The 26,560-nt window shown below is 61.1% G+C and carries 32 protein-coding genes; 9 read left to right on the plus strand and 23 right to left on the minus strand.

Features of this window, described 5'->3' with window-relative positions; all coding sequences use genetic code 11:
• Positions 1-27: 27 nt before the first annotated feature.
• The 9 genes from CKO36_RS03755 to CKO36_RS03795 all read right to left on the minus strand — a co-directional run bounded on the left by CKO36_RS03755 (position 28) and on the right by CKO36_RS03795 (position 6,627).
• Complete coding sequence (locus CKO36_RS03755; RefSeq protein ID WP_200280742.1) at positions 28-267, minus strand: hypothetical protein; 240 nt, start codon at positions 265-267, stop codon at positions 28-30.
• Between the two features lie 89 nt (positions 268-356).
• Positions 357-704, minus strand: a complete 348-nt coding sequence (locus tag CKO36_RS03760) for a 4a-hydroxytetrahydrobiopterin dehydratase (protein ID WP_200280744.1) — start codon at positions 702-704, stop codon at positions 357-359.
• On the minus strand, positions 685-1,164 hold the full coding sequence (locus tag CKO36_RS03765) for a ferritin-like domain-containing protein (protein WP_200280748.1): 480 nt from the start codon (positions 1,162-1,164) through the stop codon (positions 685-687). The genes CKO36_RS03760 and CKO36_RS03765 overlap by 20 nt, the downstream gene beginning before the upstream one ends.
• Positions 1,165-1,299: 135 nt before the next feature.
• Positions 1,300-1,602, minus strand: coding sequence for an alpha-carboxysome major shell protein CsoS1 (locus CKO36_RS03770; RefSeq protein ID WP_275957815.1), 303 nt, complete (start codon positions 1,600-1,602; stop codon positions 1,300-1,302).
• 114 nt (positions 1,603-1,716) lie between these two features.
• Positions 1,717-2,037 carry an alpha-carboxysome major shell protein CsoS1 gene (locus CKO36_RS03775; protein WP_200280751.1) on the minus strand — a complete coding sequence of 107 codons (321 nt, stop codon included), beginning with the start codon at positions 2,035-2,037 and terminating at the stop codon, positions 1,717-1,719.
• Between the two features lie 18 nt (positions 2,038-2,055).
• Positions 2,056-2,343, minus strand: a complete 288-nt coding sequence (locus CKO36_RS03780) for a carboxysome peptide B (RefSeq protein WP_200280754.1) — start codon at positions 2,341-2,343, stop codon at positions 2,056-2,058.
• A 41-nt stretch (positions 2,344-2,384) separates the two neighbouring features.
• Entirely contained in the window at positions 2,385-2,633 is a 249-nt protein-coding gene (locus CKO36_RS03785; protein WP_200280756.1) for an alpha-carboxysome shell vertex protein CsoS4, read from the minus strand.
• A 34-nt stretch (positions 2,634-2,667) separates the two neighbouring features.
• On the minus strand, positions 2,668-4,446 hold the full coding sequence (locus CKO36_RS03790) for a carboxysome shell carbonic anhydrase (protein WP_242469372.1): 1,779 nt from the start codon (positions 4,444-4,446) through the stop codon (positions 2,668-2,670).
• A gap of 39 nt (positions 4,447-4,485) precedes the next feature.
• Positions 4,486-6,627: a CsoS2 family carboxysome shell protein gene (locus CKO36_RS03795; RefSeq protein ID WP_242469373.1), complete on the minus strand. Its 2,142-nt coding sequence runs from the start codon at positions 6,625-6,627 to the stop codon at positions 4,486-4,488.
• Here CKO36_RS03795 and CKO36_RS19535 point away from each other — a divergent pair.
• Complete coding sequence (locus CKO36_RS19535; RefSeq protein WP_242469374.1) at positions 6,626-7,066, plus strand: hypothetical protein; 441 nt, start codon at positions 6,626-6,628, stop codon at positions 7,064-7,066. The two genes, CKO36_RS03795 and CKO36_RS19535, sit on opposite strands and share 2 nt — an antisense overlap.
• Before the next feature lie 147 nt (positions 7,067-7,213).
• On the opposite strand, the gene CKO36_RS03800 is transcribed toward CKO36_RS19535, so the two are convergent.
• Positions 7,214-7,558: a ribulose bisphosphate carboxylase small subunit gene (locus tag CKO36_RS03800; protein ID WP_200280762.1), complete on the minus strand. Its 345-nt coding sequence runs from the start codon at positions 7,556-7,558 to the stop codon at positions 7,214-7,216.
• 90 nt (positions 7,559-7,648) lie between these two features.
• Complete coding sequence (locus CKO36_RS03805; RefSeq protein WP_200280765.1) at positions 7,649-9,064, minus strand: form I ribulose bisphosphate carboxylase large subunit; 1,416 nt, start codon at positions 9,062-9,064, stop codon at positions 7,649-7,651.
• 479 nt (positions 9,065-9,543) lie between these two features.
• Between CKO36_RS03805 and CKO36_RS03810 the strand changes: the two genes are divergently transcribed.
• Positions 9,544-9,969, plus strand: a complete 426-nt coding sequence (locus CKO36_RS03810; RefSeq protein ID WP_200280768.1) for a YajD family HNH nuclease — start codon at positions 9,544-9,546, stop codon at positions 9,967-9,969.
• 12 nt (positions 9,970-9,981) lie between these two features.
• Complete coding sequence (locus CKO36_RS03815; RefSeq protein WP_200280771.1) at positions 9,982-11,286, plus strand: chloride channel protein; 1,305 nt, start codon at positions 9,982-9,984, stop codon at positions 11,284-11,286.
• Positions 11,287-11,335: 49 nt separating this feature from the next.
• Here CKO36_RS03815 and CKO36_RS03820 read toward each other — a convergent pair whose 3' ends face one another.
• Both CKO36_RS03820 and CKO36_RS03825 read right to left on the minus strand, forming a co-directional pair.
• Entirely contained in the window at positions 11,336-11,809 is a 474-nt protein-coding gene (locus CKO36_RS03820; RefSeq protein WP_200280774.1) for a hypothetical protein, read from the minus strand.
• Between the two features lie 96 nt (positions 11,810-11,905).
• Entirely contained in the window at positions 11,906-12,580 is a 675-nt protein-coding gene (locus CKO36_RS03825) for a Fe2+-dependent dioxygenase (RefSeq protein WP_200280777.1), read from the minus strand.
• A 96-nt stretch (positions 12,581-12,676) separates the two neighbouring features.
• Here CKO36_RS03825 and CKO36_RS03830 point away from each other — a divergent pair, with 96 nt between their 5' ends.
• Complete coding sequence (locus CKO36_RS03830; RefSeq protein ID WP_200280778.1) at positions 12,677-13,330, plus strand: hypothetical protein; 654 nt, start codon at positions 12,677-12,679, stop codon at positions 13,328-13,330.
• A gap of 31 nt (positions 13,331-13,361) precedes the next feature.
• Here CKO36_RS03830 and aroB read toward each other — a convergent pair whose 3' ends face one another.
• From aroB to CKO36_RS03875, 9 genes are all read right to left on the minus strand, one after another.
• The gene (gene aroB, locus CKO36_RS03835) at positions 13,362-14,453 is read right to left on the minus strand and encodes a 3-dehydroquinate synthase (protein ID WP_200280780.1); all 1,092 of its coding nucleotides are present in this window, start codon (positions 14,451-14,453) and stop codon (positions 13,362-13,364) included.
• A 43-nt stretch (positions 14,454-14,496) separates the two neighbouring features.
• Positions 14,497-15,021 (minus strand): shikimate kinase AroK, encoded by a 525-nt coding sequence (gene aroK / locus CKO36_RS03840; protein WP_200280782.1) that lies wholly within the window; start codon positions 15,019-15,021, stop codon positions 14,497-14,499.
• A 44-nt stretch (positions 15,022-15,065) separates the two neighbouring features.
• Positions 15,066-16,538, minus strand: a complete 1,473-nt coding sequence (locus CKO36_RS03845) for a hypothetical protein (RefSeq protein ID WP_242469375.1) — start codon at positions 16,536-16,538, stop codon at positions 15,066-15,068.
• Positions 16,538-17,317: a hypothetical protein gene (locus CKO36_RS03850; protein ID WP_200280784.1), complete on the minus strand. Its 780-nt coding sequence runs from the start codon at positions 17,315-17,317 to the stop codon at positions 16,538-16,540. Before CKO36_RS03850 ends, CKO36_RS03845 begins: the two co-directional genes overlap by 1 nt.
• The gene (locus CKO36_RS03855) at positions 17,314-18,531 is read right to left on the minus strand and encodes a glycosyltransferase (RefSeq protein WP_200280786.1); all 1,218 of its coding nucleotides are present in this window, start codon (positions 18,529-18,531) and stop codon (positions 17,314-17,316) included. Before CKO36_RS03855 ends, CKO36_RS03850 begins: the two co-directional genes overlap by 4 nt.
• A gap of 27 nt (positions 18,532-18,558) precedes the next feature.
• Positions 18,559-18,978: a DUF2304 domain-containing protein gene (locus tag CKO36_RS03860; RefSeq protein WP_200280788.1), complete on the minus strand. Its 420-nt coding sequence runs from the start codon at positions 18,976-18,978 to the stop codon at positions 18,559-18,561.
• Between the two features lie 2 nt (positions 18,979-18,980).
• A complete protein-coding gene (locus tag CKO36_RS03865; protein ID WP_200280790.1) occupies positions 18,981-19,664 on the minus strand; it encodes a glycosyltransferase family 2 protein in 684 nt (227 codons plus the stop codon).
• A 129-nt stretch (positions 19,665-19,793) separates the two neighbouring features.
• The gene (locus CKO36_RS03870) at positions 19,794-20,570 is read right to left on the minus strand and encodes a glycosyltransferase (protein ID WP_200280792.1); all 777 of its coding nucleotides are present in this window, start codon (positions 20,568-20,570) and stop codon (positions 19,794-19,796) included.
• Entirely contained in the window at positions 20,570-21,874 is a 1,305-nt protein-coding gene (locus CKO36_RS03875) for a glycosyltransferase family 4 protein (RefSeq protein ID WP_200280794.1), read from the minus strand. The genes CKO36_RS03870 and CKO36_RS03875 overlap by 1 nt, the downstream gene beginning before the upstream one ends.
• Positions 21,875-22,068: 194 nt before the next feature.
• On the opposite strand from CKO36_RS03875, the gene sdhC reads away from it, so the two are divergent.
• Genes sdhC through CKO36_RS03900 form a run of 5 tightly spaced genes read left to right on the plus strand, consistent with a single transcriptional unit; the run spans position 22,069 to position 25,592 of the window.
• Positions 22,069-22,482 (plus strand): succinate dehydrogenase, cytochrome b556 subunit, encoded by a 414-nt coding sequence (gene sdhC, locus CKO36_RS03880; protein WP_200280797.1) that lies wholly within the window; start codon positions 22,069-22,071, stop codon positions 22,480-22,482.
• Positions 22,479-22,844 carry a succinate dehydrogenase, hydrophobic membrane anchor protein gene (gene sdhD, locus CKO36_RS03885; protein WP_200280800.1) on the plus strand — a complete coding sequence of 122 codons (366 nt, stop codon included), beginning with the start codon at positions 22,479-22,481 and terminating at the stop codon, positions 22,842-22,844. The genes sdhC and sdhD overlap by 4 nt, the downstream gene beginning before the upstream one ends.
• A 7-nt stretch (positions 22,845-22,851) precedes the next feature.
• A complete protein-coding gene (sdhA, locus tag CKO36_RS03890) occupies positions 22,852-24,615 on the plus strand; it encodes a succinate dehydrogenase flavoprotein subunit (protein ID WP_200280803.1) in 1,764 nt (587 codons plus the stop codon).
• A 1-nt stretch (position 24,616) separates the two neighbouring features.
• On the plus strand, positions 24,617-25,309 hold the full coding sequence (locus CKO36_RS03895) for a succinate dehydrogenase iron-sulfur subunit (protein WP_207161381.1): 693 nt from the start codon (positions 24,617-24,619) through the stop codon (positions 25,307-25,309).
• A 4-nt stretch (positions 25,310-25,313) separates the two neighbouring features.
• Positions 25,314-25,592 carry a succinate dehydrogenase assembly factor 2 gene (locus CKO36_RS03900; protein ID WP_200280806.1) on the plus strand — a complete coding sequence of 93 codons (279 nt, stop codon included), beginning with the start codon at positions 25,314-25,316 and terminating at the stop codon, positions 25,590-25,592.
• Here the strand turns inward: CKO36_RS03900 and CKO36_RS03905 are convergent.
• Positions 25,589-26,512 (minus strand): CHAD domain-containing protein, encoded by a 924-nt coding sequence (locus tag CKO36_RS03905; protein ID WP_200280809.1) that lies wholly within the window; start codon positions 26,510-26,512, stop codon positions 25,589-25,591. The genes CKO36_RS03900 and CKO36_RS03905 overlap by 4 nt on opposite strands.
• Positions 26,513-26,560: the final 48 nt, after the last annotated feature.

The following is a 26,560-nucleotide window of genomic DNA, read 5'->3' on the forward strand; positions in this document are numbered from 1 at the left end:
AGTGGCACACCGGCGCGAAGGTTGCCATCAGTCCGGCCATACCCGGGCGCCTCCGCAGAAAGCGTCCGCGCGCAGCGGATCCAATGCCGGCCCAGTCGACGCCGCAGTGGCTGAGACAGTAGGCGCGTGCGGCAACTGTCTGATCGCCCAGGGATTATTGTCGCTACCGCTGGTCTCGATGGTGGAAACCTCAGGCGCAGCCTCTGCCACAGTGTCCGGGGAACAGGCCTCTGGCGAATCATTCGCCGTTTCAGTGTATTCAGACATGGAAAACATCTTAGCACGCGCAACGGGCATGTGCGCATGAAGAATAGGGACGATGACGGCGTTATCCTGGTGAGATAACAGCGGTATCCTCAGGGTGGCGGGAACTCAATCGAGCAACTGCGGCCGATACATCTGTCAATGCGTTCGGCAAAGGCCCGTGCCTCAGGGGGCAATGTTCCCGACTCCTCATCGGCAAACACCGTCAGGTTCACATAGGTTCTCCCGAAGCTGAGGTCGGGATACAGATCCATGGCCTCAGAGACTTCACCCGCTCGCTCCAGGAAGACGCGTGTGGCCTCATAGTCCGGAAATTCCAGACGCCGTTCCAGGCGCAACGGGCGCTCCCGTTGAGTCCAGCCATGCGTGCCCGGCGGGGCAGCTGGTGTCGCCGCTGGCGATCGGTCGGGAACTGATGGATCAGAAATAGGCTCGCTCATTCCAACTCCTGGTCTGACCAGCACCCAGGCTCTGCAACCATTCATCAACCTCCTTGGCATGAGCGATTTCGTCATTCAGCAAGCCGTGGAAAAATTCGGCGTTTTCCATCTCGCCAATCTGCCGACAGAATCCCGTTGCCTCCTGATAGAGCGCGACAATCTCCGCTTCCAGCACCGCATCCTGTTGCAGCAGACCGATCAGACTGTCGGCGACGGCCACCGGGCGCAATTGCGAAGCATTAGGCACCACGCCAACACCAAGCATCCGCTTGACCAAGCGTTCAGCATGGCGCATTTCCTCAACGGTCTCAACGCGGAAACGATCCGCCGCCGTCTGCAGTCCCCAGGCCTCGGCCAGAGCGGCCTGGGTCATATACTGTTGCACGGCGGAGTATTCCAGACTCAATGCGCGCCCGAGATACCCGAGCGTGCGGGGATGAACCCGTGGCTGTTGCATCATCTGCATGGTGATCTTGATCGCTGCCTGACTGACTCGCCGAAGGCTTCAGTGCCCTGTGCGCTGGCAGACGTGCACGCCTGGCACATCCGCCAGCGCAGCGGCCGAAACCAATCGGGCATTGGACTGCGGCGGTGCTTAAGCGGCCGAACCACCTGTGGGCAGCACCGGTTCAACCTCACGATGCGGACGGGCAATAATGTGTGCGGCAACCAGACCGTCGCCCACGCGCTCACAGGCATCAGCACCGGCCCGCACGGCGGCATTCACAGCACCGGTTTCACCGCGCACCAGCACGGTGACATAGCCACCACCAACGAATTCACGACCGATCAAGCGGACTTCCGCCGCCTTCGTCATCGCGTCCGCTGCCTCGATCGCTGGTACCAGACCGCGCGTTTCGATCATGCCAAGAGCAATACCCATGGTTTCGTTTGCCATTGTGTTTCTCCGTCTATCTACGCTTACTACGCTTAAAGAAAAGCTCTAATAACGCGGTCGCTGACCGCCATTGACCGGGATCTATTCCGGGGCCAATTACCGGGAAGATGTCGCCTAGCGCCGCTGTGCCCCCGGCGCAAAACCGTCGCTGGCCTCCAGGACCGGATCCAGTTCCGGATGCGGACGCGCAATAATATGTGCGGCCACCAGACCATCGCCGACCCGCTCGCAGGCATCAGCCCCAGCCCGCACGGCTGCATTGACAGCACCCGTTTCACCGCGCACCAGCACGGTGACATAGCCGCCGCCAACGAATTCGCGTCCAATCAGCCGCACCTCGGCTGCCTTGGTCATCGCATCGGCCGCCTCAATCGCTGGTACCAGACCCCGGGTCTCGATCATGCCCAGCGCGATACCGTAGTGCTCGCCTGCCATTTCAGTGTCTCCTCGTTATCAACTTGCCTGAGGCGCAACTGCCGCCGATGCTGGGGTCGCTTCGCTCTCCCAATCATCAATGATTCCGCCGATGGTGAGATCGGTCAGAATTTTTGCATCACCCATCGCATAGCGACCGGCTGAACCATTTACCGTAAAAACCCAGTTCCCAGGTCGCGCCCCCACCGGATCGGTCGCGACCTGGAGTTTGCCTTTAGCATCCCGCAGCACGCGCAGACTGCAATGATCCAATCCAGAAACCCGCAGCGTGCAAACCAGGGTATCCACCACCTGAAAAATATCCATGCGCCCTGAAAAACTCCTGCGGTCAGGTTCGCGCCGCCGGCTCAGGTCTCCGGCTGCCAATCATCAATAATGCCGACAATAGTCAGATCACTGGGGTACTCCTTGCTGCCCGCCGCCTCGCGTGCGGCTGAGCTGCCGACGCAGATCACCCAATCACCCGGCACCGCACCGACAGCATCCACTGCAACCATCTTGTTGCTGCCGTCCAGCACCACCTGCAACCGCTTGTGCTCGAACCCGGCAATTCGGTTGGTTGAAACCAATGGCTTGAGCACCTTACAAATTTTCATATCAGGCCACGAGTCATTTCAGTTAGTCTCGCATTCAATGCGCCGCCTGATCCTGGTGTTCATACAGCGAGCAGCCCACCACCTCAATCGGTGCGGCGGCATCGCAATCGCGCACCACGCGCAAACAATGCAGCAGCCCGTCGGCACAGAGTTGCGGGTAACGCGCCTTGAGTGCCTGGGCGATGCGCTCGCAATGCGTGACCGCGCGTTCACGTGCTCCCGGCACCCCGCCGTGGTAGTCATAGCGCACCACCACCGGCACCGGCAGCCCGCGACTGACATTCAGCCCAGAGAAAATTTTAATGCCAACATCGACATCAGCCGCGCCTTCCTCCACCGTCGTCAAATAGGCGAAATAGGTCAGGTTACGCAGTTGAATCTCTTCAAAGCCAATGCCTGCCCCGATAAAGCGCTCGGCATGACCAATATCGGCATAGCTCCCCTGATGGTAGGTGCGCACATAGTCGATCTGCGAGACATTGTTTTCGATCAGGCGGGCAATCAGCCGCAGCATTCCATCAGCGGCTGCTGCAGCCCCGGTGCTACGCTCCTGCTCCGTCGCCTGGGCACGCACCAGCTCCAGGGTATGCTTGCGCGCCTGCTCGGCCGTCATGCCGCGCGTGATCTCGTAAATTTTCCGCCCATCAACCCAACGCTTGAAATCGATATGGCTGTTGCGATCCGGAATATGCACGCGAATCGCATCGGTGTCCGTATCCAGTCCAATCATTAATAAATCGACTGAAGCACCACAGCAGTAGGTGTTTTCAATCGCCTGCTGAAAGGCCTGTAAACGCTCCAGTCCGGCACGCGCCGCCAGATCGTCATCCGACCCATGGGCAGCACAGCCCTGATGGGCTGGATCGACCGAGCTGTAATGGTAGATCACCGTCTTCAGATAACGAGTTGGTGCATCCGCCGTATTAGGGCGCCCCTCACGGAAGCGCAGCATCTCGGTCTCGGCCCACTTCTGCACGGTATTCTCGACATCAAACAACGAGCCCGCGTAAGACTTACGCCGCACCGCCGCATAGGGCAGGCGCAACACATAGCTGATGGCGTGGGCCAGCCGTCCGTCCGCACAAGGGGTGACATCGAGCAGATGAAAACCACAGTCTTGCAGGAAGGCCTCAAACGCTTGAGTCTCACGCCCCCCCAGTGGATCCTGGGTATAAAATTCATCGCTGATGCGCCGGTAGGTCTTAAACACCGACACGGCAAACAGCCGGCGCATATCCAGACCACTGACCCAGGCATGTTCAACTTCCTGCCTGGGCAGTTCAAAGCCAAGCTCGGATTCGATCAGCTCAACCGCCCGCTCCTCAAAGCGCGGTTCGCATTGCATGGCGGCGACCCGCTTGAGCACCGGGACAATGCGATCAAAGGATTCCTTGACCCGGGATTCATAGTCGAACAGCGCCGCATTGGCCGCCGCATTGGTCAGCGGATGCAAGCGATGTTGGGTGCCAAGCGCCTGATTGTCCGTTGCACGCGACTGCGCAGACTGAGCACGCCGGGGAGCCTGTTTTCTGCTGGCGGCCACCTGTGGTCGGTGCGTTGTCTGACGTGAGCGCTTGGCCTCAGCGGCTGAGCGTTCGCGTGCCGCAGCCGCTCGTCTGGCGGCTTCCTGTGCCTCGCGACCTCGCGGAGCCTCGTTGACCGCGACGTCTGCATGCGTTAGTACCGCAGTGTCAGGCGCCGATGGTGCCGCAGCCTCGCTGGTGCGCCATCCCGGTCGCGCGATGGGTGCCGCAGCCGCCGAAGCGGTCGGCAGCCCTCGCGAGCGCGGTGATTGTCGATGACGTCCTAACATGGTGCTATGAATCCACGACTCTGCCTGAACCGGACCGGTTTACCCGCGCGCCCCACCCGAATAGGTGATCAACGAACCGCGCTCGGTATTCCCGCTGCTGCCGGTGACCCGGCTAACCGGCAAGGGGGTTTCCTCATTGCGCTTGCGCTCAAAGCTTGGCATCGCTGAGGTCGGGCCGGAACGGGTCGGGTTGCGCTGCTTGGACCAAGCACCCTCGGTTCCCGTCACCCGCTCGCCGCGCGCCCAGTCGTCGCCGGTAATTCTTAACCCCGCTGACAGCCCTTCTCCGGTCACCTGACGCCCACCGGATGGCGCCGGCTCGCCAGCAGGAGCAGAAGCAGAAGCCGGTGCCGACTTGCGTCCTGCGCCAAAGCGGGCCTCTTCCGTGCCGGTAATCTTGCCAGTCGCCATGCCAAAGGGGCCGGTAATACGTCCGCCGTTTTTGCTGTCGAGGCCGCCGGTGACCGCGCTGGCACGTACGGCGCGCTGATGATCGGCCTGGCGCGCTGGCGAGGTCACACTAAAGGACGGCCAGGAAGCACCACTGAGTGGCTGGGGAAAGTCCGCCTCATCGGGCGTCGCTGCCAGTCCGGATTGGTCGGCCTGGAAGCTCTCGTTCTCAGCACAGACCGCTGACTGTTGAGCAGGGCTGACGTAGGGCGTACCGGTAAGGGGTTCACAGACACCACGTTCGTCACCAGAAATCTTGCCACCAACGCCCGGTGCCTGGCCGGTCATCGCCGCGCCAGCGGAACGGCGCGCCATCGGCATCATGCGCTCGCGCGCCGACTCCCGCGCCGCCGGACTGCAATACTCGGCCATCTGTTCCATACCGGCATAAGGCGTCCCTGTGACCGCCTTGCAGGTGCCAGGCTCATCACCTGTGACGCGTGTCGAGCGACCGGTTTGGGTGCCCGAGACGCGCTGCCCAAGCGCGGTACGGGATTCCTCGCCCGCCCGGGCCGGTTCCGGCTCAGGTCGCGTGGCGCAGAAGCTTTCGTACTGTTCACTGGAGAGATACTCATCACCGGTGACCGAGCGGCAGCTGCCGGGTTCATCGCCCGTGACCTGCGCGGCTCGTCCCACTCGGGTACCAGTGACCTGGCGACCGCTCAGAGTCGAGGAGACACCAACCTTTTTCGGAACCTGCGCCGCCGGGCGATTCCCGCTCTGGTGTGGTGGAATGCCATCGGTGATGCTCTGCACGTTGGTGTACTGAGTACCCGTGGTCTGGACACCGGCGCCTTGTTCGTCGCCGGTTACCCTGGTGGAGCGACCCACCTGACTGCCTGACACAGGCTGCCCACCCTGAGTGGCTGCCAGGCCGGTGCGACGCCCATGATTGGGTTCCGGCGTAGTTTCGCAGAAGGCCTCAAAGTGAGCTGGGGACAAATAATCCGTCCCGGTCACGCGGGTACAGCTGCCCGGCTCATCGCCGGTCACCCGTGTCGAGCGCCCGACTTCATTGCCAGTAATACTATTGCCCTGCCCGGAGGGACTGACACCAACCTTGAGCACCCCTCGTCGGGGTTCTGTGTGACAGAATTCGCGAAAGATATCCGCGCCCATGTATTCGGTGCCAGTCACCGCTCGACAGGTGCTGGACTCGTCACCGGTGGTTTTGGGGCTGCGCCCAACCCGGGTGCCGGTCACTGTCTGGCCGGCGGCGGTTTCGCTGACGCCAACTTTCCAGTGCTGATCGGCAGCGCCACGCGCAGCCGCATTGGGGCGCAAGCGACCAGTGGGAGCGGATTTGGGTTCGCCTGCACCACCGTTGTGACTGCGCTGGGCGCGCACGCGCTGAGACAGTTCGCGCCCGGATAATTTTGGATTGGCCTGCCGCGCCAGACCTGCCGCCGAGGTCGGCGCATTGGTCGCCGCCTTGCCGCGCCCGGACTGAGCTGCACGCCGCGCCTGAGACAGCATGCGCCCGGTCGGTTTGGCACCCAGGCCATGGTCACGGCGACGGCTGCGGACGCTCTTGCCTGAGGCGGATTCGGAGCGCGCGCGACTCTGGCCTAAGCTATTCGTGCCTGAGCGATTACTGCCCAAGCTGGGAGCGGTCAAACGACTGGTGGTCTTGACCTGACTGCCGGCGTTGGCCGACGCCGGCGACCGGGCCGCTTCCACAGCCGCAGAGGCCGTCGCTGCTTTGGGCGCCGCCGTCGCTGAAGCCGACATGCGTACCGACTCCGGGGAACGCACCCGATCCTGGCTCTTGGCGGCACGCCGCCCCTGCCTCGACAGCGCCTCGCGCCGCGCGCGGGCCGCTGAAGGCTGGCCCACCGGTGGCCGGCGCCGTGATCCTGAAGCAGCGAATGAGCGACTGGTTGCTGGTTGGCGCGCGTCTGAACTTCGACTTGGGCTTGGTTCCGGGCGTTGCCGTGCCTGCGGCGCCGGTCGAGAGGCGTTACCGGAACTCACCGGCGGCCGCACCGGGGCGCTGCGACTGCGCTCAGCTGCTGCCGAACTCGCTCGCGGCTTGCCGCCGGTCGAGAGCGCGCGGCGACGGGCCAATGCGGCCTCGCGACCGCTGGTTTTCAGGTTCGCTTTGCTTGCCATCGTGGTATCCGTTAACTGTGTCTGCGATTCCGGTGCCTGTAAGTATGGACTCGGGTAGAGCCCGACCAGGTGATCATCCGACCTTCCAGCGGCACCTCCAGCGAGGTGCTCGAACATTGGGTAGGCGGCAATCGGCATCGGCGGCATGCCTGCACCGGTAGCGACAGACGATCAAGGCGCCAGGCTACCCGCCAGGCAGGAGCAATCAGCCGCGCCCTTGAAAGACCACGAAGCAGGATCCCTGACTCTGGGTATAGTTGTCGTACCCGGTCAGACGCACATGGTGGTCTGGATAGGCGCGGTGGCAGCTCTCAAGCTCATTGACGACATTGGCCAGTTCGGTTTCGCCAAAAAAGGGCAGCTTCCACATGGTCCAGTAGTCCTTCATGGAGTTGCTGGGGTGGACATGCTCAATAGCCGGAGTCCAGCCCTGAGCGATGATATAGGCGATCTGGTCGTAAATCTCGTCCTGGGTCAGGGGCGGCAGAAAGCCGAAGGTTTCGAGGGTTTGTTTAGTCTGGTAGTCGCCTTGAACGCTCTGGAAAGGCATGGCTTGCATCCTCTGAAAAAATGGGTCAGCGGCAAAAGATGGGGCGGCCAGCGCACGGCGCGTTTAAACGCGCCGCAGCCGGAAGCGCGATCAGCTCACGTCGAGCTTGTCGACGGTGTCAAACTCGAACTTGATCTCCTTCCAGGTTTCCATGGCAACTGCCAGCTCGGGGCTGTGACGGGCCGCCTCGGTCATGATCTCGCGGGATTCTTTCTCCAGCTCGCGACCTTCGTTGCGCGCTTTGACGCAGGCCTCGACCGCGACGCGGTTGGCTGCGGCACCAGCGGCGTTGCCCCACGGATGGCCCTGGGTACCACCACCGAACTGCAAGACTGAGTCGTCGCCGAAGATGGTGACCAGTGCCGGCATGTGCCAGACATGGATACCGCCAGAGGCGACCGCAAAGACGCCGGGCATGGACCCCCAATCCTGATCAAAGAAGACACCACGGCTGCGATCTTCCGGCACGAAGGATTCACGCAGCAAATCGACATAGCCGAGAGTGGATGCACGATCGCCTTCGAGCTTACCCACCACGGTGCCGGTGTGCAGGTGATCACCACCGGACAGACGCAGGCACTTGGCCAGCACGCGGAAGTGGATACCATGCTTGGGATGACGATCAATGACCGCATGCATGGCACGGTGAATGTGCAGCAGTACGCCATTTTTGCGGCACCAGCGTGCCAAACCGGTGTTGGCAGTAAAGCCGCCGGTCAGGAAGTCGTGCATGATGATGGGCACGCCGCATTCCTTGGCAAATTCAGCCCGCTCATACATATCTTCAGGGGTAGCGGCGGTGACATTCAGGTAATGCCCCTTGCGCTCGCCGGTTTCCTGCTGGGCGGATTGAATGGCCTCACCGACGAATTCAAAACGGTTCTGCCAGCGCATGAAAGGCTGGGAGTTGACGTTTTCATCGTCTTTGGTGAAGTCCAGGCCGCCACGCAGGGCTTCGTAGACGGCACGACCGTAGTTTTTGGCCGACAGGCCCAGCTTAGGCTTGATGGTTGCGCCGAGCAACGGGCGGCCATATTTGTTCATCTTGTCGCGCTCGACCTGGATGCCGTTGGGCGGCCCCATGCAGGTCTTGACATAGGCAATCGGGAAGCGGATATCTTCCAAGCGCAGGTGGCGCAGCGCCTTGAAGCCGAAGACATTGCCGACCAGGGAGGTGAGCACGTTGACGATGGAGCCTTCCTCGAAAAGATCGATTGGATAGGCGATAAAAGCATAGAAGGATTCACTGTCACCCGGCACATCTTCAATGCGATAGGCACGACCCTTGTAATATTCCATATCGGTCAGCAGCTCTGACCAGACGGTACTCCAGGTGCCGGTGGACGACTCGGCGGCGACGGCGGCGGCGACTTCTTCGCGTGGTACACCTGGCTGACCGGTGCACTTGAAGCAGGCGAGAAGATCGGTGTCGAGGGGGACGTAATCAGGCGTCCAGTACATGTCCCGGTATTCTTTTACACCGGCGTCGTAAGTTTTTACGCTCATGCTCAGCTCCTGTGGTCTGTTTGCGTCTGCTTCGGCCTGCCGACGCCTCAAATCCGAGAATCGAATCGGAACAAGGTTAGCCGGCTGCTGACTTAAACGAAAATCGATTCTCCTGATCTGATCGATAGACGATTGCTGATGTCAGCAGCCAGCGGGGAATCGGTTTCAATGCGGCTCGGGACTTTAACCCGAATCAACGCATCCGAACAATGCTTTTCAGCTAATGTGATCTATCAACGATTATCAATGTATCGTTAAAATTGCTTGTTGAGTGATGGTTACAATGCCCATCACCACTGCCGTAATCGCAAGGAGTCAAGTCTCGGGGCTAGCGGCAAGAGGTCATCCTTGACTAGACTTGCGCTCTGATGGGGCGGCGAATGGCCTGGCCCCCACCAACGACAATAACCCCCTAAAGATTACAGGCGCCACCCTGGCCACCTCTACTCACAGACCCGCTGACAGATCCGGAGCCGCTTATGACTCAAGCCCGCCATCCCAAAACCGGCAAGCCCATCGACACCGGCAAGCTCGATCAAATCGTCGCCAGCGCTCGTCGCGCCAGTGACGAGCGCGCCTCCGGCTATCGCGCGCAGGCACTCAAGCTCTATCCTTGGGTATGCGGTCGTTGCGGACGTGAATTCAGTCAGACCAATCTGCGCGAACTGACGGTGCATCATAAGGATATGGACCATGACAACAACCCGCCCGATGGCAGCAACTGGGAACTGCTGTGCCTCTACTGTCATGACAATGAGCACCAGAAGTTCGAAGAGCATCTAGCCGCACTCGGCGCTGGACGAACTTCGGGCGGCGGCCAGACCGAAAGCCAGACATCCACCACCTACCGACCGTTCGACGCCCTCGGCGACCTGCTGCGCAACTCATCCTCGCAGGGCGACTAAACTTAATTTTTCGTGCCTCCCTACAAGCATCTGCGCTCGCTTAAACGCCTGCTACTCTCCCTGCATGCCTGGCGTATGCGCCTGGCATTCCTGATTGGGGCCATCCTGGTGGGCCTGGTATCGACCGTCTTTGGCATACTGAGTCTGCACGCCAATCAGCTGTTCTTTAACATGGCCGAACAGGCGCCGCTGGCCCCCCTGATCATCACCCCCCTGGGCCTGGTGCTGGTAACCTGGCTGGCGCGCCGATTCTTTCCCGGCAGTGAGGGCAGCGGTATCAATCAGATTATCGCCGCACTCGAAATGCGCACCAAATCGCGGGTGGTATCGCTCAAGCTGGCCGCCGGCAAAATTCTGCTCACGCTGATCGGCCAGTCATGTGGGGCCTCAATTGGACGCGAAGGACCCACGGTACATGTCGCCGCCTCCATCATGTACTCCATGCGCCATTTCGCGCGCTTTCCCCCGGACTACATGGCGCGCGCCATGCTGCTTGCTGGCAGTGCGGCCGGCATTTCTGCGGCCTTCAGCACGCCTCTGGCCGGTATCATCTTCGCTATTGAGGAAATCGCCCGCACCTTTAGTGCACGCCTGGCCGGCATCGTCACCCTGGCGGTCATCATCTCGGCTCTGGTGGCCATGGCGATCGTGGGCCAGGACAGCTATTTTGGCACCGACAGCGTCGCCAGCGTCGATGCACCGGGTGACTGGGTCGCCGTGTTGATGTGTGGTGTTGTGGCCGGTCTTGCCGGCGGACTTTTTGCCTTGTTGGTGATCAAGGGATCGCGCTGGCTGATGCCTGTGGTTGCGACCAACCCTCTCAGCGTCGCTTTTCTGTGCGGCTGCGTGCTAGTCACTGTCGGGGCACTCACCGATTATCAGGTCATGGGATCGGGCTACGACATCGCCAAGGCGATGGTCATCGAGAGCGCCCAGTCCGATCCGCTCTACCCGCTCTATAAGTTCATCGCCTCACTGGCGTCCTATCTGAGCGGCATTCCAGGCGGCATCTTCGCGCCCACGCTCTCAACCGGCGCTGGCATCGGCGTCGATCTACACCGGATCGCACCGGTTTCATCGCTGGAGATGATGATTTTGCTCGGCATGGTAGGCTACTTTGCTGGCGCAGTGAAATCCCCCATCACCGGCTTTGTGATTGTGATGGAAATGACCAATGATCAATACGCCCTGCTCGCCCTTATGGCCACAGCCATGATTGGCTATGGCGTCTCCTACCTCATCAGCCCGCACCCCCTCTACCATTCACTCGCCGAATTATTTCTCGAAAAGCAGGGCGAACAATCTGAGCGGAATTAGCCAGTCGCCCAGAAAAAACGCAGTGTTGAGTAGCGCTAGTTGAGTGGCACTAAAGATAACGCATCGCGCCGATGATAATCATCACACCCGAGCCAATAAATCCCACGAGCCACAGGAAATGGGTATCGTGGCGCTTGAGCATCTCGTCGAAGCGTTTATCGACTTGATCAAAACGCTTGTCCATGTCGGCTTGCATGAGATCCAAGCGCTTATCCACTTGCTCAAAGCGCCTGTCGATTTGCTCGAAGCGCTTTTCGACTTGCTCGAAGTGTTTATCAACCTGCTCAAAGCGCTTGTTAACCTGCTCAAAGCGCAGGTTCATTTCCGTTCGGTTGTGTTCGAAGCCTTCGCGCATGAGTTCACGCTGGGCCTTGAGTTCTTCTTCGACGCGAACCATGCGCTCGCGTAACTCAATCTCGTAGACCACGGGTGGTTTGCCAAGGCTTTGCTCGGCGATCCACTCGCTGATGTGGTTCTTGACGTATTCGCCGATTTGCTGCAAGTCTTCCTGAGCCAGAGCCATAGTAGCCATCTCCGGGTTAGCAAAAATCATCCTAATGGGCACAACACCAAGCGACAGGGCCGTCGCTGAAGCAGGTTTCCACACGTAACCTGGACTTCAGAGTTCCGCCCACATGCGCACCAGATTGTTATAGGAACGATCCACGCAGGCGGTATGCTCAGCCTCTGGGGCTTCCCTTAGCAAATGCTCGCGGGCCTGATTGAGTTCATACAGCAGTTCGCGCTGGGCTGGATCACGCACATAGCTTTGAATCCAGGTCAGCGCAACCAGGCGTTCGCCGCGCGTTACGGGTGCCACGCCGTGCAGACTCGATGAAGGATAGAGCACCGCATGGCCGGCGGCCAACTTAACCGCGCGTTCGCCAAAGCTGGTGCGAATACTCAGCTCGCCGCCATCGTAGTCTTCGGGCGGATTGAGAAAGACCGTCAGCGACAGATCGGTGCGAAAGCGTGGCCCACTGGCACCCATGATGGGGTCGTCAATGTGGGCACCATAAGTCATCCCCGGCTGGTAACGGGCGATAATAGGATCGGCCACCCGATGCGGCAGCGCACCGAAGCGAAAGGTCGGATGATGCCCCAAGCTAGACATCAAAATCCGCACCAGCAATTCCTTGCGCTTATTCTCAGCAGCCAGTTCCTGGTTGTGCTTGACTCGAGCAGCCGCCAGTCCGGCGCTCAGCTTGCCATCGACAAACTCGGCCCCATCGAGTACCTGATGGATTTTTTGTAATTGCGCTTCATGCAGGAGTTCCGGGATCATCAGCAACATCAGTCCTTCACCTCATCGCAGCGGTAGTCAAGACGCCAGCTCGCCCCTATCATCAAAGCCAGCGATACATGATAGAGATTGCCCGGAGGCAGCCGTATGATTCTTGAAGCCATGATTGACGAACAGGTCTACAGCCTGAACGTCCCCGAGACCCTGCTCACTCAAGCCAGCGATTTATTTGACCAGCTCGACCGCGATATGGATCAGGGTTGGCAAATGAGCCGGGACTGGGTCGCCAAACCCGACCGCGTGCAGCGCGGGCAAATTGTCGCCAACAAGCTGCTGACAGCACTGGAGACAGAAAACGACAAGCTCGGTCGGCTGATGGCCGGGTATCTGCTCGCCCGCCTGCCCGGACTCAAGGCTGTTGAGCTGGATATTCAGGGTGAGATGCAAAATAACCTGTTTCACTTTCACCCGAACACTGAGATTGCAGCCGACGCGGCCAAGACAACCGATGCCACCCCTGCAACCACGACCACTCCCACCCAAGCTGCCGCCCAGCTCACCCGCATCGCCAGCGATTGCACTGGCGCGCCCGGGAACTTAAGCAAACTTGATGCAATGGCGCAGGCCGGACAGGATGTGACCAAGGTATTCAAGGTCGGCAAGGGCTACCGTTTCTCGGTATTCGATCACAGCACCCAGAGCTGGCAGGATGGCCCACTACTCAAAACACTGGAAGAAGCCGACCGTCTGCGCCAACAGGTGTTCAGCCACCGCTACGAGGCGTTGCAGCGTCCAGCCTAGCCTCTAGCCTGATCAGATTCAGCCCGTCAGCTCAGCGCCGGGCGCCATCAATCCCGGCGATAATCTGCGCGGCGCTCAGATCCCGCGTTACCAGAGCTGTACCGATACCCTTGAGCAGCACCAGCCGCAGCACCCCGGCCTGAACCTTCTTATCCACCGCCATCAGTTCGAGCAGGCGGTCACTGGCCAGCGCCGCCGGCGGAGCCACTGGTAAACCCAAACGCTCCAGCAGCGCGCGGATGCGCTCCACGGACGGAGCCTCCAGCCAGCCCAGCTGCCGCGACAGCTCAGCGGCCATCACCATCCCTGCTGCGACTGCCTCCCCGTGCAGCCATTCGCCATAGCCCAGGCCGGCTTCGATAGCATGGCCAAAGGTGTGCCCCAGATTGAGCAGCGCACGTTGCCCCTGCTCGCGCTCATCGGCCTCAACCACCTCGGCCTTGTTGCGGCAGGAGCGCTCAATGGCCTCCATCAGCACCGCCGCATCACGCGCCAGCAGCGCATCGGCCCGGGACTCCAGCCAGGCGAAGAACGCTGGATCACGAATCAACCCGTACTTGACCACCTCCGCCAATCCAGCCGCAAGTTCGCGCGCCGGCAGCGTCGCCAGAGTATCGGTGTCAGCAATCACGGCTGCGGGCTGATGGAAGGCACCGATCATATTTTTCCCGGCGGGATGATTGATGCCAGTCTTGCCACCCACCGAGGAATCCACCTGTGCCAGCAAAGTGGTCGGCACTTGAATAAAGGCCACCCCACGCTGATAGCAGGCAGCGGCAAAGCCGGTGATGTCCCCCACCACCCCGCCGCCAAGCGCGATCAGGGTGCAATCACGCGCCAAGCGTTGTTCCAGCAGCGCATCGAAAATGCCATGCCAGGTGCCCAGTTCCTTATAGGCTTCACCATCGGGCAGAATGCGCTCGGCCACCTGATAGCCCGACAAGCCTGCGCGCAACGCATCCAAATAGAGCGGTGCGACTGTGGTATTACTCACCACCATTACCTGCGGTCCCCGGATGAAGGGATGCAGGCCATTGGGATCACGCAACAACCCCGGGCCGATCAAAATCGGATAGGATCGTGCGCCAAGGTTGATCTCCAGGCGTTGACGCGCTTGGCTCATGGGCGTTTTTCCATTCAGTACCAGCCCCTAAGGCATTACAAACCTAAGGCGTTTCCCGTTCCAGGCGCCGGGTAATTTCCTTCACCACCGACAGAGTACCCCGACGTTCAGTCGAGACCACCATATCTGCCACCTGGCGATACACCGGCTCACGCTGCGCCATGAGCTCCTTGAGTCGGGCCAGGGGGTCATCGGTTTCCAGCAAGGGACGGTTGCGATCCCGCGCCGTGCGGGCATGCTGCTGGTCAGCACTGCAATGCAGATAAATCACATACCCGCGAGCCGCCAGTCGCTGACGATTCTCAGCTGCCATCACCGCCCCGCCGCCAGTGGCCAGCACCACGCCGTCGCGCTCGGTCAGATCCTCAAGCACCTGGCGCTCGCGGGTGCGAAACCCCGCCTCGCCCTCAAATTCAAACACTGTGGGGATATCAACACCGGTACGGCGCTGAATTTCCTGATCGCTGTCAAGAAACTCATAACCCAGCGCATCGGCCAGTTGGCGCCCAACGGTGCTTTTGCCGGCCCCCATCGGGCCAACCAGAAAAATATTCGGAGGCATTGTCATACTAAACAGATATGCCAGATTTACCGGCTCAGAGCAAGGCGAATTCAAGCGCGGGAAGATTCTGCAGGGGGTAAAAGCTTGGATTGATGCCTCAGCAGCAGCCAAAGCGTCAGCATCCAAAACAGCAACGCCGGCGAAAATTGCAGCAAAATCCGATTCACACTGGTTCCTTGCAACACCCAGGCCGAAGCATCGGTCCAAAAAAACAGCACATAAACGGCACTCAGCGCCGACAAGACCCACAGCACACCCGCGCGCAACGCCCGATCCGCCCGGTCGCGCCACATCAAAGCGACCGCCAGCACCAGAGCGGCCGGCACCAAAGCCCCCAACAGATGCCAGTTATCCAGCACGAACAGATGGTAGAGCACCGGTTGCCAGGAACCGCTCAGCGCCAACCGAAAGCTGCCGATGCCGGGCACTTGCAGCTGGGTTGGGCTCAGAATAACCTCACCCAGAAGCGGCAGAGACAGCTGCACGCCGCCGCTGAACCAGATCGCCACCAGCGCCAGGCCGATACCCGCAATCACGCCCAGCAACCAGACCGGCGGGCGCCGCGCGACCAGCAACGCTGGCAGAAACAACCCGATCCAGACCGCGCCTTCGTGTTTCATCAGCAGGGTGGCGAATGCCAACATCAGCGCCAGCAGACCCTGGCGCCGGTCATTGGTCCGCACCCAGTGCAGGAAGGCGAAAAAGCTCATCCCCAGCGCCGTTGCCAACCACAAATCGGCATAGCCGGCCAGTGCAATATGGGTATCCAGCATCGGCAGGGAAAACAGCAGCCACAAAAACAGCAGCGTACTGAGCACCGAGGCACCCCAGGCCCGCGCCTGACCAACAAACGCCAAGGCCAGCGCCATGGCACTGCCCAGCCAGGGCAGATTGGCCGCCCGGTCAGACCAGGCTCCCAAGGCCAGTCCCGGCCAAGTCGCCAGCAGAGAAACCGTCGCGGGATAATCCCAGGCCTGCAGGGCGTAAGCCGCACCTAGCGGCTGCTGCAACCACAGATCAGGCGCAATAAAGGGCACCAGCTCCCGCGCCTGCACCCAGACCTGCGCCCGCACCGCCCAGGTCGTCCAGGCATCCCAGGGAAACAGCGGCCGCCACCAGAGTTCCAGCGCCAAGCCCAGCACGCGAACCCCGAGCCACAGCAGCAACAACCCAATCAGCCAGGACGCCCAGGGTTGCGCAACCGTATGGCTCAGCGGCCCGGTATCGGGTGCCCTCTTGATCGGTGCGGCCGGCCAGCGCCAGCCCTTGTAACCCAGCCACAGTGCCAGAGCCGCTAGGGCGCTAAGCACCAGGGTTGGCGGCCAAAATCCCAGCCCCAAACCCAGCCCGGCCTGGACTCTTAGCAAGAGCGTCGTCAGCAGCAGGCCCAGCAGATAGCCATAGCCGAGCAGCATCGGCCAGCGCCCCGGCTGCGGCTGGGAAAAGAGCCGCTGCAACCACAGCACAGCGGTCAACCACGGCAATCCCAACGCAATCCCCAAGGCCAGCACACTCATTGACATCAGTCGTCCCGCACCCGAAACAGATAGGCTTCATTGGCCTGGTTAAACACCAAATCAGCCGAAATAGCGTGCCCGCCATGCACCAGCTGATGCGATTCGCTCGAGTAGCGCATACCCGCCGGCGGCAGGATCAGGTAAAGAAAATCCCCAGGTTTGAGCACCTCGGGCGCCGGCAACTGCGCCAGACCAGGATGCATATTCAGCGGCAACAGATGGTAGCGCGCCCGCAGCGGCACATAGCCCCCCGGGTCAGCAGTCACCATCACGACACGGCTGGCAGCCCCCGCCTCCGCCACCTGCGCCCGCACCCGTTCAGCCAGACGGGCCAGGGAAGCATCGGGTTCTTTCGTATGCCCGCGCTCAGCCACCGGTAACCCCGCATAGTCATGCCAGGTATCCGCCAGCCGCTGCGCCAACTGCCACTGCCAGTGCACATCCAGCACCAACCAGGCAAACAGCACCAGTAACCCCGCCCCCAGCCATAGCCCCGGCTGCTGCGCCTTCAGCGCCAGCATCAGCCACAAAGCCAAACTGATCGCCAGCCACAAGCTCACCTGTACCAGAGGGCTGGCCAGCCAAAAGGGACTGGGCGTCTCGCGAAAGTTAATCGAGCCCATATTCCAGGCGTCCTGGTGCAGCCAGCTGCGACCAAGTTCCGCCAGACTCCAGCTCACCCTAGCCGACTCAGAGGCTCCGAGCCCCAAGGCCTGCAACAGGCTGATCAGCGCCAGTGCCAGCGGAATACCAGTCAATGCAGCAATGACAAGTCGCTTGATCATGCAACGTCTCCAGTGCCAGTGCCAATACCAGCGCCAATACCAGGATTACCTGCCTGTGCACTCAACACCCGTGCATAGAGTGCTTCGACCTGCACGGCGGTCTGATCAATATCAAACAGCTTGCTCAGCGCGGTGCGTCCCGCTTCACCCAGGTCCCAGCGTTGCTCTGGCGATGCGTGCAGGCGCGCGATGGCCTCAGCGACGGAGACGGCATCACCGGGCGTGGTCAGCACGCCATTGCGCGCTTGACGCACCACCCAGCCGGTGCCAGACCCGGGAATATCACTGACCACCACGGGTTTGCCAAAAAACATGGCTTCCAGTAGCACCAGACCGAAGGCTTCGGTGCGTTCCAACGACGGCAAGCACAGGAGATCACAGCTGGCCATTAAGGCACTGAGTTGATCATCGGGCACAAAGCCGGTCAGGGTCACTCGCTGTTCAAGTCCCAGACGCGCGATCTGCGCACGCAAGCGCGCCTGTCCTTCACCGCTGCCGGCAATGACCAAACGCGCCTCTGGCACCCGGGTGAGTGCGTCAATCAGCACATCATGCCCCTTGTAGTAGGTCAGGCGTCCCACCGCCAGCACCCGTAGACCATCGCCACCCCACAGCCGCGCCGCACGCGCGCAAGCCGCCTCATCCGGCCTTGTCAGGCGGCGCGTATCCAACCCCAGCGGAATCGCAACACAGCGCTCCCGCCAGGGCCGCAATGCCTCGCTGGCCTGCAAATAGGGTTCTGAGGTCGCAATCACGGCACGACTGCGCCGCAACAAGCGTTGCTCCAGCGGACGATACAACCGATAGGCCAGCGCCAGGCGCCGGTCGAGAGGCATCCCGCCAACATCCGCATGCCAGTGAATGACCCAGGGCAAGCGACGCGCCCGGGGGATGGCCAGCGCAGCAAAGACCGAGGTGTTCGGTACATGCAAATGCAGCAGATCCGGTTTGAACTCCTTAATGACACGATTGAGCCACAGCGGAAACCCGGGACTCAGAGGCGCGTACAGAAACTGCCCAAAGGTCGGTGCCCGAAACACAGCCGGCCACTCATCAGGCGCCGGCCTCCGACCGGCCAGGCCACGCGAGTTCTGATGCACCAGGGCGGCCACGCGCACGCCGCGCCGCTCCAGCGCCTCGCCCAGATCAGCAAGCAGGCGCTCCACGCCACCCGCCACCGGCGGATAATACTTACCAATATGCAGCACGCGCATCACAACAGCGCATCCCCAACCCCGTCGTCACTCATCACCCGTCACAGTGCCAATCAGATCGCCATCATCGTCATTACCATCTGCATCGCTGGCCCTATCTATATCAGCGTCGCCTAGCCCACGCTGATCGGCCTCCAGCAGCGCCAGGCGCTGGGCGAGCCGACGGATTTTGCGCTCCTGCCGTGAGCGCTCGATATCCATGGTCAGCATCTTCACCAGAAGCAAACCAAACCCCAGCACCACGGCCAGAATAGGCGGGTAGCTGACGCCCAGAACACTCGCCACCCCATCAAACAGACGCGGCCACAGCCCCAGGATGGCGACGCTCAGCGCCACACCAATCCACCAGATTGCATAGGGGCCATGCAGATGATCGCGCCGCACCAGCCAAAGAATGGCAGTCGCAATCAACAAGCCGATGCCGAGCGAGGTCAGTTGATAGGTCATGCTTAGGCTCTTCCCCCGGTCTGAACTCTTTGTCCGACCCGGGCCAGACACAGCACGCTGGTCTTGATCATATAACCAGCCACCGTCCACCAGGAATCAAACACCCGGGAGTGGCCATGCAGGCGCGGCTTCATGGGCACCGGCACCTCATGAATTCGCAAGCCCTGGCGGTTCAGGATCATCAGCACCCCGATATCCTGATAATCTAGCAAAGTGGCATCAGGCTGTGCCAGGCGCTCGATGGCTGCGCGCCCATAGGCGCGAAAGCCCGAGGTGATATCGATCAGATTGATCCCCGCCAACCAGCGCAAATAGTGCCAGGCTAGGCGCCGCAGAACGCTGGCGCGATCTGGACAGGCCCCAATCACCACATCGGCCTGACCGTGATGAATATGCGTCGTCAAGGCGTCAATGCGCGAGGCTTCATGCTGCCCGTCGGCATCGAGCGTCACCGCCAATGGCCACTGTTGGCGCACGGCATAGCGCAGTCCGGTTTGAGTCGCGCCCCAGGCACCGAGGCGCACCGGCAAATCCAGCACGATGGCCCCTGCCGCCCTCGCCTGCACCGCCGTGTCATCAGTACTGCAATCGTTGATCACAACGACTGGTTTGCGGGTGAGACGCCGGGACTCCAGTACCAGGGCAGCAATGGAATGGCCCTCGTTACGGGCGGGAATTAACACCATTGGAAGATTCTTGTTGCCTCATGCCGTTGCAATGCCACCAACCGGATCGACGCACTGACACTCCAGTGGCGCAGGATCCATCATGATCGTGGCGGAACATGATAATGCGCTCCAGGCACGCGTGCTAAATTATCCGCGCTTCCAGCTGCGCAGCCAGACCGCATAGGGCTGCGCCAGCCACCATTTCCAGGGCACCTTGCCATAATGGCGGCGCACCACAGAGATCGCCTCCCGATAGTGATGCGCGCGCTGAGTATTGGTCTTGGTCGCCCGATGCTCGCGATTCACCGCCACTAGGTCAGGCAGATACAATGGCGTGCCACAGCCATTGCACACCCGCCACCACAGATCATAGTCCATGGCAAAATGCAGCGACTCATCCAGACCGCCCAGAGCCTCCCAAACCGAGCGCCGGATCAGGGTGCCGGGTTGCGAGATCAGGCACAGGCGCGCCATCAGCCAACGGTTAAAAGGTCGCACCAGTGCCGGCTTGCGCTGACCGGTGCGCTCCCAGTGGTTGAAGGTCCGACCATAGGCCATGGGTGCTTGTGGTTGTTGCTCCAGCGCATGTAGCAGCTGTTGCAGTCCGCCAGGCAACAACCAGTCATCGCTGTTCAACCAACCCACGTAGGGCGCCCGTCCGCGTGCAATACCCTCATTGATCGCAGCGGCCTGCCCCGCATCGGGTGCACTGCGCCAACCGCTCAATCGGTGCTGCCAACGCTCGATCACGGTGGCAGTCTCATCGCTCGATCCGGCATCCATCAGAAACACTTCAACCGGGCACGCTTGTTCAAAGATCGAACGCAGCGCCTGATCCAGATAGCGCCCATGGTTGAAGGACGGCACCGCCAGGGTAATGCGCGCCCCGGTACTGTCTTGTGAGTGCTCAAGCCCAGCAGACATCAGTCGTCCGCCGGAGTGACTTGATCAGCCGGATCAACGCAAACAGGTGCGGTCATCAGCGCGCAGATCAGCGCCCAATATTCTGCGGCCATGCGCTCCGCCTCAGACAGCGCCGCAGCACGTTGCCGCCCGGCAGCAATCAAGCGCGCACGCAGCGCCTGATCCGTGATCAGACGCACCATCGCCTGCGCAATCGCATCCGGCTGGTGCGGGTCGAACAGCAGGGCCGCATCGCCGGCCACCTCCGGCAAAGCCGTCACCTGGCTGCATGCCACAGGCACGCCAGCCGCCATAGCCTCGATCACCGGCATGCCAAAGCCTTCATAGAGGGATGGAAACACCAAGCCGCCAGCACCGCGCAGCATGACCGCCAGCGTATCCTCGGTCACATAGCCTGGAAAGCATAAGCGGGAACCGATCCCCAGGGCATTCGCTGTTGCAATTAACTCCTGCTGTCGCGCTCCAGGCGCTCCCGTGCAGACAAGAGCAAAGTTCGCTGGCAGACCAGTTTGTGCAGCAATCCCGAAAGCCGTCAGCAGCAGCGCGTGGTTCTTGTGCTTCCAAAAATTGGCGGGATACAACAAATACCGCCCTGGCCTGAGCCGATAAGACTTAAGAAGCCGCCGATCATCAGCCTCATGGCCAGCACCCATCCGACTGGCGACCCGGGGATAAATCTGATGCATGCACTCAGGCTTAGGCAGACCGGTCGCCAGCGCTGAATCTAGGGTATAACGAGAAATCGCCACCAGCGCATCCGCGCGCTGACAGGCATCCCGAAAACTCCAGTCCCGATTCGCCAAATCATCAGGTGCAAACAACTCGGGGTAAGTCTTGAACTGAAGGTCATGCAGCACCGACAGGCAGGGCACTGACGGCTCAGCAAAGGTTGGCGCCGTAAAGGGACACAGCAGCACATCGGCTCCCAGCTGCTTTAATAACCCCTGACGACGGCCAGCCCCCTTCAATCGACCATGCACGGCATAGCCAAGTCGCCCCAAACCACGCGCCCAGGATGACGGTAGCAGCGGCAGTATCAATCGCCCCGCGCGCTGCATCCATCGACGGACTGGTGCCGCAATGCCAGGCTCAGGCAGGAGATAGCGCGACACATTGACACCTTCGAGACAGGCCAACTCCTCATAAACCGATTGTTGCGTCAACAGCAGGAATTGCGTGTGTGGCGCCAGGCGCGCCAGCTGTTCGATCAGCGTCAGCGTAAGAATTTTGACCCCACCGTTCCCACCACCGGGGAGCAGAGGCGTGACATCAATGGCGATGGTTTTTGGAATGCAATCCCGCATTTTGCTACCCTGAAAAAACAACGGACGCAGACTCTCTGAGGCGACGGTCCCCCCTCGGCCCATGCAGCTGGACAGGATCGACGATATTGCGCCCGAGATCAATCCGGCTCGCACGGATGCAACCCTTACCGCTATAATCGCTGGATTCGTGCGCGCGCATAGCACCTGATAATGATCAGTTCCCATCGGCCCCAATGAGCTCCCAATCATCCCCACTGTCGGACCGCAAGCCTCCTCTACCGCCCCGCCCGGTATTTCTTGACCTGTGGCGCATTCGCCTGCCCTTGCCCGGCGTGGTGTCGATTCTGCATCGCATTAGTGGGGTACTGATGGTGCTGGCCATCCCCATCAGTGCCTGGCTGTTCGGCATGGCGGTGACGAGCGAAACGGGGTTTCAGCGTGCAACCGGGTGGCTCAACTCGCCGCTGATTAAGCTGCTGCTGTTGGTGCTGATGTGGTCCTTTTTGCATCATCTGTTCGCCGGGATACGCTACCTGCTGATGGATCTCGGCTATGCTGTTGATCTGGCTGCGGCCCGTCGCACAGCCGCGCTGGCGGCCGGCATTGCGCTGGTGGCCACTCTGATTTTAGGCGGAGGTCTGCTATGAGTCGTCAGGCGGCGGGGCTGAAAGCCTGGATCATACAGCGTCTGAGTGCTGTCTATATCGTGCTGTTTGGCAGCTATCTGGCCATTCAGCTGGTCTTCGCGCCTCCGGCGAGCCAAGCGGAGTTTGTCGCCTGGGTGGCCGCGCCCCTGGTCGCACTCGGGCTGCTGCTCTACATCCCGCTGCTGCTGTTGCACGCCTGGGTAGGCATCCGCGACGTACTCATCGATTACATCAAACCCTACGAGCTACGCGTCGGGGTGCTCAGCTTCTTTGCCCTGCTGCTGCTCGGTTCGGGCGTATGGGCCATACAGGCTGTTTTGGTGGCACGGGCCATGCTGTCCGGGCCGGGGATTACGGGGTAAGTTAAGCATGGGGTTACAACACCGGCATTTCGATGCCCTGATCATTGGCGCTGGCGGCGCTGGACTAAACGCTGCGCTGCGACTGGCCAGCGCCAACCACCGGGTCGCGGTGGTGTCCAAGGTCTTCCCGACCCGCTCGCATACTGTGGCGGCTCAGGGCGGCGTGAACGCAGCCCTGGCCAATGTGCTGCCGGACAATTGGCACTGGCACATGTTCGACACTGTGAAAGGCTCGGACTATCTGGGCGATCAGGATGCCATCGAAACCATGTGCCGCGAGGCCATCCCGACCGTCTATGAGCTGGAGCATGCCGGGGTGCCCTTCTCGCGGCTGGACAACGGCAAGATTTATCAGCGCGCCTTCGGCGGCATGAGTCAGAACTTCGGCGGCGAGCAGGCGGCGCGCACCTGCGCGGCAGCTGACCGCACCGGGCATGCGATTCTGCACACCCTGTATCAGCAGAATATCCGCGCACGCACGCACTTTTTCGATGAAGTCTTTGCCGTCGATCTGCTGCGCGACGACGCCGGCGTAGTGCTGGGCGCCCTGGTGCTGGATATCGCCACCGGTGAGCCACTGGTGATCGAATCCAAGACCACCCTGCTCGCCACCGGTGGCTATGGCCAGGTGTTTCGCACCACCACCAACGCCTTCATCAACACTGGCGACGGCATGGCCATGGCATTGCGCGCCGGGGTGCCGGTACAGGATATGGAGTTCTACCAGTTCCATCCCACCGGCGTCGCCGGCAAGGGCATGCTGATCACCGAAGGCGCGCGCGGCGAAGGTGGCTACCTGATCAATGCCCAAGGCGAGCGTTTCATGGAACGCTATGCGCCCAATGCCCTGGATCTGGCCAGTCGCGACGTGGTCGCCCGCGCCATCGTGACCGAAATTCGTGAAGGACGCGGCTGCGGCCCTCATCAGGATCATGTGCTGCTGAAACTCGACCATCTCGGCGCCGATGTGGTACACCACCGCCTGCCGGGCATTGTTGATATCTGCCGCGTCTTTCAGGGCATTGATCCGGCCAAACAGCCCATTCAGGTCTTCCCCACCGCACACTACGCCATGGGCGGCATCCCAACAGATCGCGCCGCACGTGTGGTGGCGCCGGTGCACAAGGGCCCGGAGGAAGCGGTGCCCGGCCTGTACGCGGCTGGCGAATGTGCCTGCGTTTCCGTGCATGGCGCCAACCGCCTTGGTGGCAACTCGCTACTGGATATTTTGGTATTTGGGCGCGCCGCCGGTCAGGACATCGAACGCTACCTGAGCGAGAACCCTCATCACCGCCCTCTGCCCCAGCATACGTTGGATCCCATCCTGGCCCGCCTGGAACGCTGGGATCGTCACGGCGAGGGCGAGCCGGTGCATGTGGTCAAGGCTGATCTGCGCAAACTCATGGAAGATCATTGCGGCGTGTTTCGCGATCATGACACCATGGCCAAGGGCGTGGAGAAATTGCGCACGCTGCGCGAGCGTATCGAGCACGCCCGCTTGCAGGATCACAGCCAGATCTTCAACACCGCCCGCATTGAGGCGCTGGAGCTGGATAACTTGGTGGATGTAGGCATGGCCACCCTGGCCTGCGCCCTGGCGCGCGAGGAAAGCCGTGGCGCCCATTCGCGCATCGACTTCCCCGAGCGCGATGATGTCCATTGGATGCAGCACAGCCTATTCTGGCGCGAGGGCGATCGCGTCGAGGCTAAACCGGTGCGCACCAAGCCTTTAACGGTGGAGAGCTTTCCGCCCAAAGCCCGGGTCTATTGAGATGAAAATCAGGGTCTATCGCTTCAACCCAGAGCGTGATACCAAGCCGCGCATGCAAAGCTTTGAGGTCGCCACGCGCCCTGGCATGATGCTGCGCGAAGCCTTGCTGGACATTCGCGCCCTTGATGAGAGTTTCGGCTTCCGCCATTCCTGCGGCGAGGGCGTGTGCGGTTCTGATGGCATGAATGTTAATGGCGTCAATTGCCTGGCCTGCATCACCCCGCTGGCCGATCTCACCGAGCCGGTTGAGGTGCGCCCTCTGCCCGGGCGGCCGGTGATTCGCGATCTGATCGTCGATATGAGCCAGTTTTACTTGCAGTACAAAGCGGTTCAGCCCTATCTGATCCGCAAGGAACCGCTGCCGGAACAAGAAATTCCCCAGACTCCGGCCGAGCGCGACCGGCTCGACGGCCTCTATGAATGCATTCTGTGCGGATGCTGCTCAACCGCCTGCCCGTCGTTCTGGTGGAATCCGGACAAGTTTCACGGCCCTGCGGCCCTGCTGCAAGCTTGGCGCTTTCTCGCCGACAGTCGCGACCAGGCGACGGATGAACGTCTGGATGCCCTTGATGGTCCCTATAAGCTGTTTCGCTGCCACAGCATCATGAACTGTGTCGCCGTCTGCCCCAAGGAACTCAACCCCACCAAGGCGATTGGGCATATCAAGGAATTGATGCTCGAAAAGGCGGTGTAAGCGGGTGTCGTCCCAGACCGAGGCTGACCGACGCCGCCTGCGCTGGCAATGTCGCCGCGGGATGCTGGAACTTGATCTGCTGTTCAGCACCTTTATTGATCAGCTGGATGCACCGCTGTCGGCCGCTGAGCACGCCGACTTGCTGCATCTGCTCGGCTGCCAGGATCAACAACTGCACGACTGGTTGATCGGCGGGAATGAGCCGGAGGAACCCCGACTGCGCGCGCTAGTGGCACGCATTCTGGCGGCGCAGTCGGGCGCAACAGCTTCGAGCGACGCCTAATCCCACCAGGGCCGCCGCGCCGCGACCAGCGCCTCCCAGCGATTGTCGAAGTCTTCCAGCAGCACATGAAAATGATAGCTGCGCCAGCCAATCAGGGCACCGGCGTAGGCGTGCAGCTCGCGCTCATCGGGACTTGAGCTGAGCAGTTCATCCAGCAGGCTTTGGGTCAGCGCCAGATCGTTCATGACCCCCAACACATCCTGAATGCCTTTCATGCAGCTGATGAAAGTGCCCATGTCGCTGAACAGGGGGCGAAAAAACTCGGCGGCATAGCGCAGCTTTTTGCCTTCAATGCGCAATTGGTGCATGGCAGGCGCATCATGGCGATCCACAAAGCGACCAGCATTTAGCACACGCCGCTCCTGTTTGTCAAGCAGTTTGCGCGCCCGGCTCACAATCGGACGCGAGAGCTTGCAAGCGCCCTGGCCCTCCAGCGCCTCGGCAGGCGTAATGCCCTGCTCGATCCAACGCGGAAACTCGGCACAAAATCGCTGGTAGCTGTCACTGTCGAGCATGGGGCGAACCTCCTGCTCATAGACCGTGGCACGCTGCCTCAGCGCCAGCTCGCGCAGCCGGGCCTCGCCGGGCAGCGGCAACTTTCCCGCCGTATCCGCCAAGCCCTCATCAATGAACACATCCAGATCGCGTGCACGCCCGAGTTGTCCAGCCAGATCACGCATCGCGTCACGCCACAGGCGCGTCTGCTCGGGATCCAACAAGGAGCGAAACAGCGACAGGGCCGAGCGCAGGCGGCGCAAGGCGACCCGCATCTGGTGCACACCTTCGATATCGGTCCCCTCACGCGCGCGCGCTTCATAATCGAGCATCACCGCAAAATGATGCCGCAGAATGGTTTGAATTGCCGCCGCGACCGTCATGTCGGCACGCAGCGCCGGGGATGCCTTATGCTTTACTGCCACTGAATCCTACTTCCGTCCGTTGATATCCGGTGATAGCCTAACGCACGC

This window comes from Rhabdochromatium marinum, from assembly GCF_016583795.1.
GTDB lineage: Bacteria > Pseudomonadota > Gammaproteobacteria > Chromatiales > Chromatiaceae > Rhabdochromatium > Rhabdochromatium marinum.

Coding starts and splice junctions, on each gene's coding strand:
- aroK (WP_200280782.1), bottom strand. CDS start 15,021: ATGACAATGCCTCCGAATATTTTTCTGGTTGGCCCGATGGGGGCCGGC.
- CKO36_RS03765 (WP_200280748.1), bottom strand. CDS start 1,164: ATGATGCAACAGCCACGGGTTCATCCCCGCACGCTCGGGTATCTCGGG.
- CKO36_RS03800 (WP_200280762.1), bottom strand. CDS start 7,558: ATGCCTTTCCAGAGCGTTCAAGGCGACTACCAGACTAAACAAACCCTC.
- CKO36_RS03850 (WP_200280784.1), bottom strand. CDS start 17,317: ATGATCAAGCGACTTGTCATTGCTGCATTGACTGGTATTCCGCTGGCA.
- CKO36_RS03875 (WP_200280794.1), bottom strand. CDS start 21,874: ATGCGGGATTGCATTCCAAAAACCATCGCCATTGATGTCACGCCTCTG.
- CKO36_RS03795 (WP_242469373.1), bottom strand. CDS start 6,627: ATGTCGGCTTCAGCGACGGCGGCGCCCAAAGCAGCGACGGCCTCTGCG.
- CKO36_RS03855 (WP_200280786.1), bottom strand. CDS start 18,531: ATGCGCGTGCTGCATATTGGTAAGTATTATCCGCCGGTGGCGGGTGGC.
- sdhC (WP_200280797.1), top strand. CDS start 22,069: ATGAGCTCCCAATCATCCCCACTGTCGGACCGCAAGCCTCCTCTACCG.
- CKO36_RS03870 (WP_200280792.1), bottom strand. CDS start 20,570: ATGTCTGCTGGGCTTGAGCACTCACAAGACAGTACCGGGGCGCGCATT.
- CKO36_RS19535 (WP_242469374.1), top strand. CDS start 6,626: ATGCGTACCGACTCCGGGGAACGCACCCGATCCTGGCTCTTGGCGGCA.
- sdhA (WP_200280803.1), top strand. CDS start 22,852: ATGGGGTTACAACACCGGCATTTCGATGCCCTGATCATTGGCGCTGGC.
- CKO36_RS03830 (WP_200280778.1), top strand. CDS start 12,677: ATGATTCTTGAAGCCATGATTGACGAACAGGTCTACAGCCTGAACGTC.
- CKO36_RS03770 (WP_275957815.1), bottom strand. CDS start 1,602: ATGGCAAACGAAACCATGGGTATTGCTCTTGGCATGATCGAAACGCGC.
- sdhD (WP_200280800.1), top strand. CDS start 22,479: ATGAGTCGTCAGGCGGCGGGGCTGAAAGCCTGGATCATACAGCGTCTG.
- CKO36_RS03755 (WP_200280742.1), bottom strand. CDS start 267: ATGTCTGAATACACTGAAACGGCGAATGATTCGCCAGAGGCCTGTTCC.
- CKO36_RS03810 (WP_200280768.1), top strand. CDS start 9,544: ATGACTCAAGCCCGCCATCCCAAAACCGGCAAGCCCATCGACACCGGC.
- CKO36_RS03805 (WP_200280765.1), bottom strand. CDS start 9,064: ATGAGCGTAAAAACTTACGACGCCGGTGTAAAAGAATACCGGGACATG.
- CKO36_RS03790 (WP_242469372.1), bottom strand. CDS start 4,446: ATGTTAGGACGTCATCGACAATCACCGCGCTCGCGAGGGCTGCCGACC.
- CKO36_RS03775 (WP_200280751.1), bottom strand. CDS start 2,037: ATGGCAGGCGAGCACTACGGTATCGCGCTGGGCATGATCGAGACCCGG.
- CKO36_RS03820 (WP_200280774.1), bottom strand. CDS start 11,809: ATGGCTCTGGCTCAGGAAGACTTGCAGCAAATCGGCGAATACGTCAAG.
- aroB (WP_200280780.1), bottom strand. CDS start 14,453: ATGAGCCAAGCGCGTCAACGCCTGGAGATCAACCTTGGCGCACGATCC.
- CKO36_RS03895 (WP_207161381.1), top strand. CDS start 24,617: ATGAAAATCAGGGTCTATCGCTTCAACCCAGAGCGTGATACCAAGCCG.
- CKO36_RS03825 (WP_200280777.1), bottom strand. CDS start 12,580: ATGTTGCTGATGATCCCGGAACTCCTGCATGAAGCGCAATTACAAAAA.
- CKO36_RS03760 (WP_200280744.1), bottom strand. CDS start 704: ATGAGCGAGCCTATTTCTGATCCATCAGTTCCCGACCGATCGCCAGCG.
- CKO36_RS03780 (WP_200280754.1), bottom strand. CDS start 2,343: ATGGATATTTTTCAGGTGGTGGATACCCTGGTTTGCACGCTGCGGGTT.
- CKO36_RS03845 (WP_242469375.1), bottom strand. CDS start 16,538: ATGTCAATGAGTGTGCTGGCCTTGGGGATTGCGTTGGGATTGCCGTGG.
- CKO36_RS03865 (WP_200280790.1), bottom strand. CDS start 19,664: ATGGTGTTAATTCCCGCCCGTAACGAGGGCCATTCCATTGCTGCCCTG.
- CKO36_RS03860 (WP_200280788.1), bottom strand. CDS start 18,978: ATGACCTATCAACTGACCTCGCTCGGCATCGGCTTGTTGATTGCGACT.
- CKO36_RS03785 (WP_200280756.1), bottom strand. CDS start 2,633: ATGAAAATTTGTAAGGTGCTCAAGCCATTGGTTTCAACCAACCGAATT.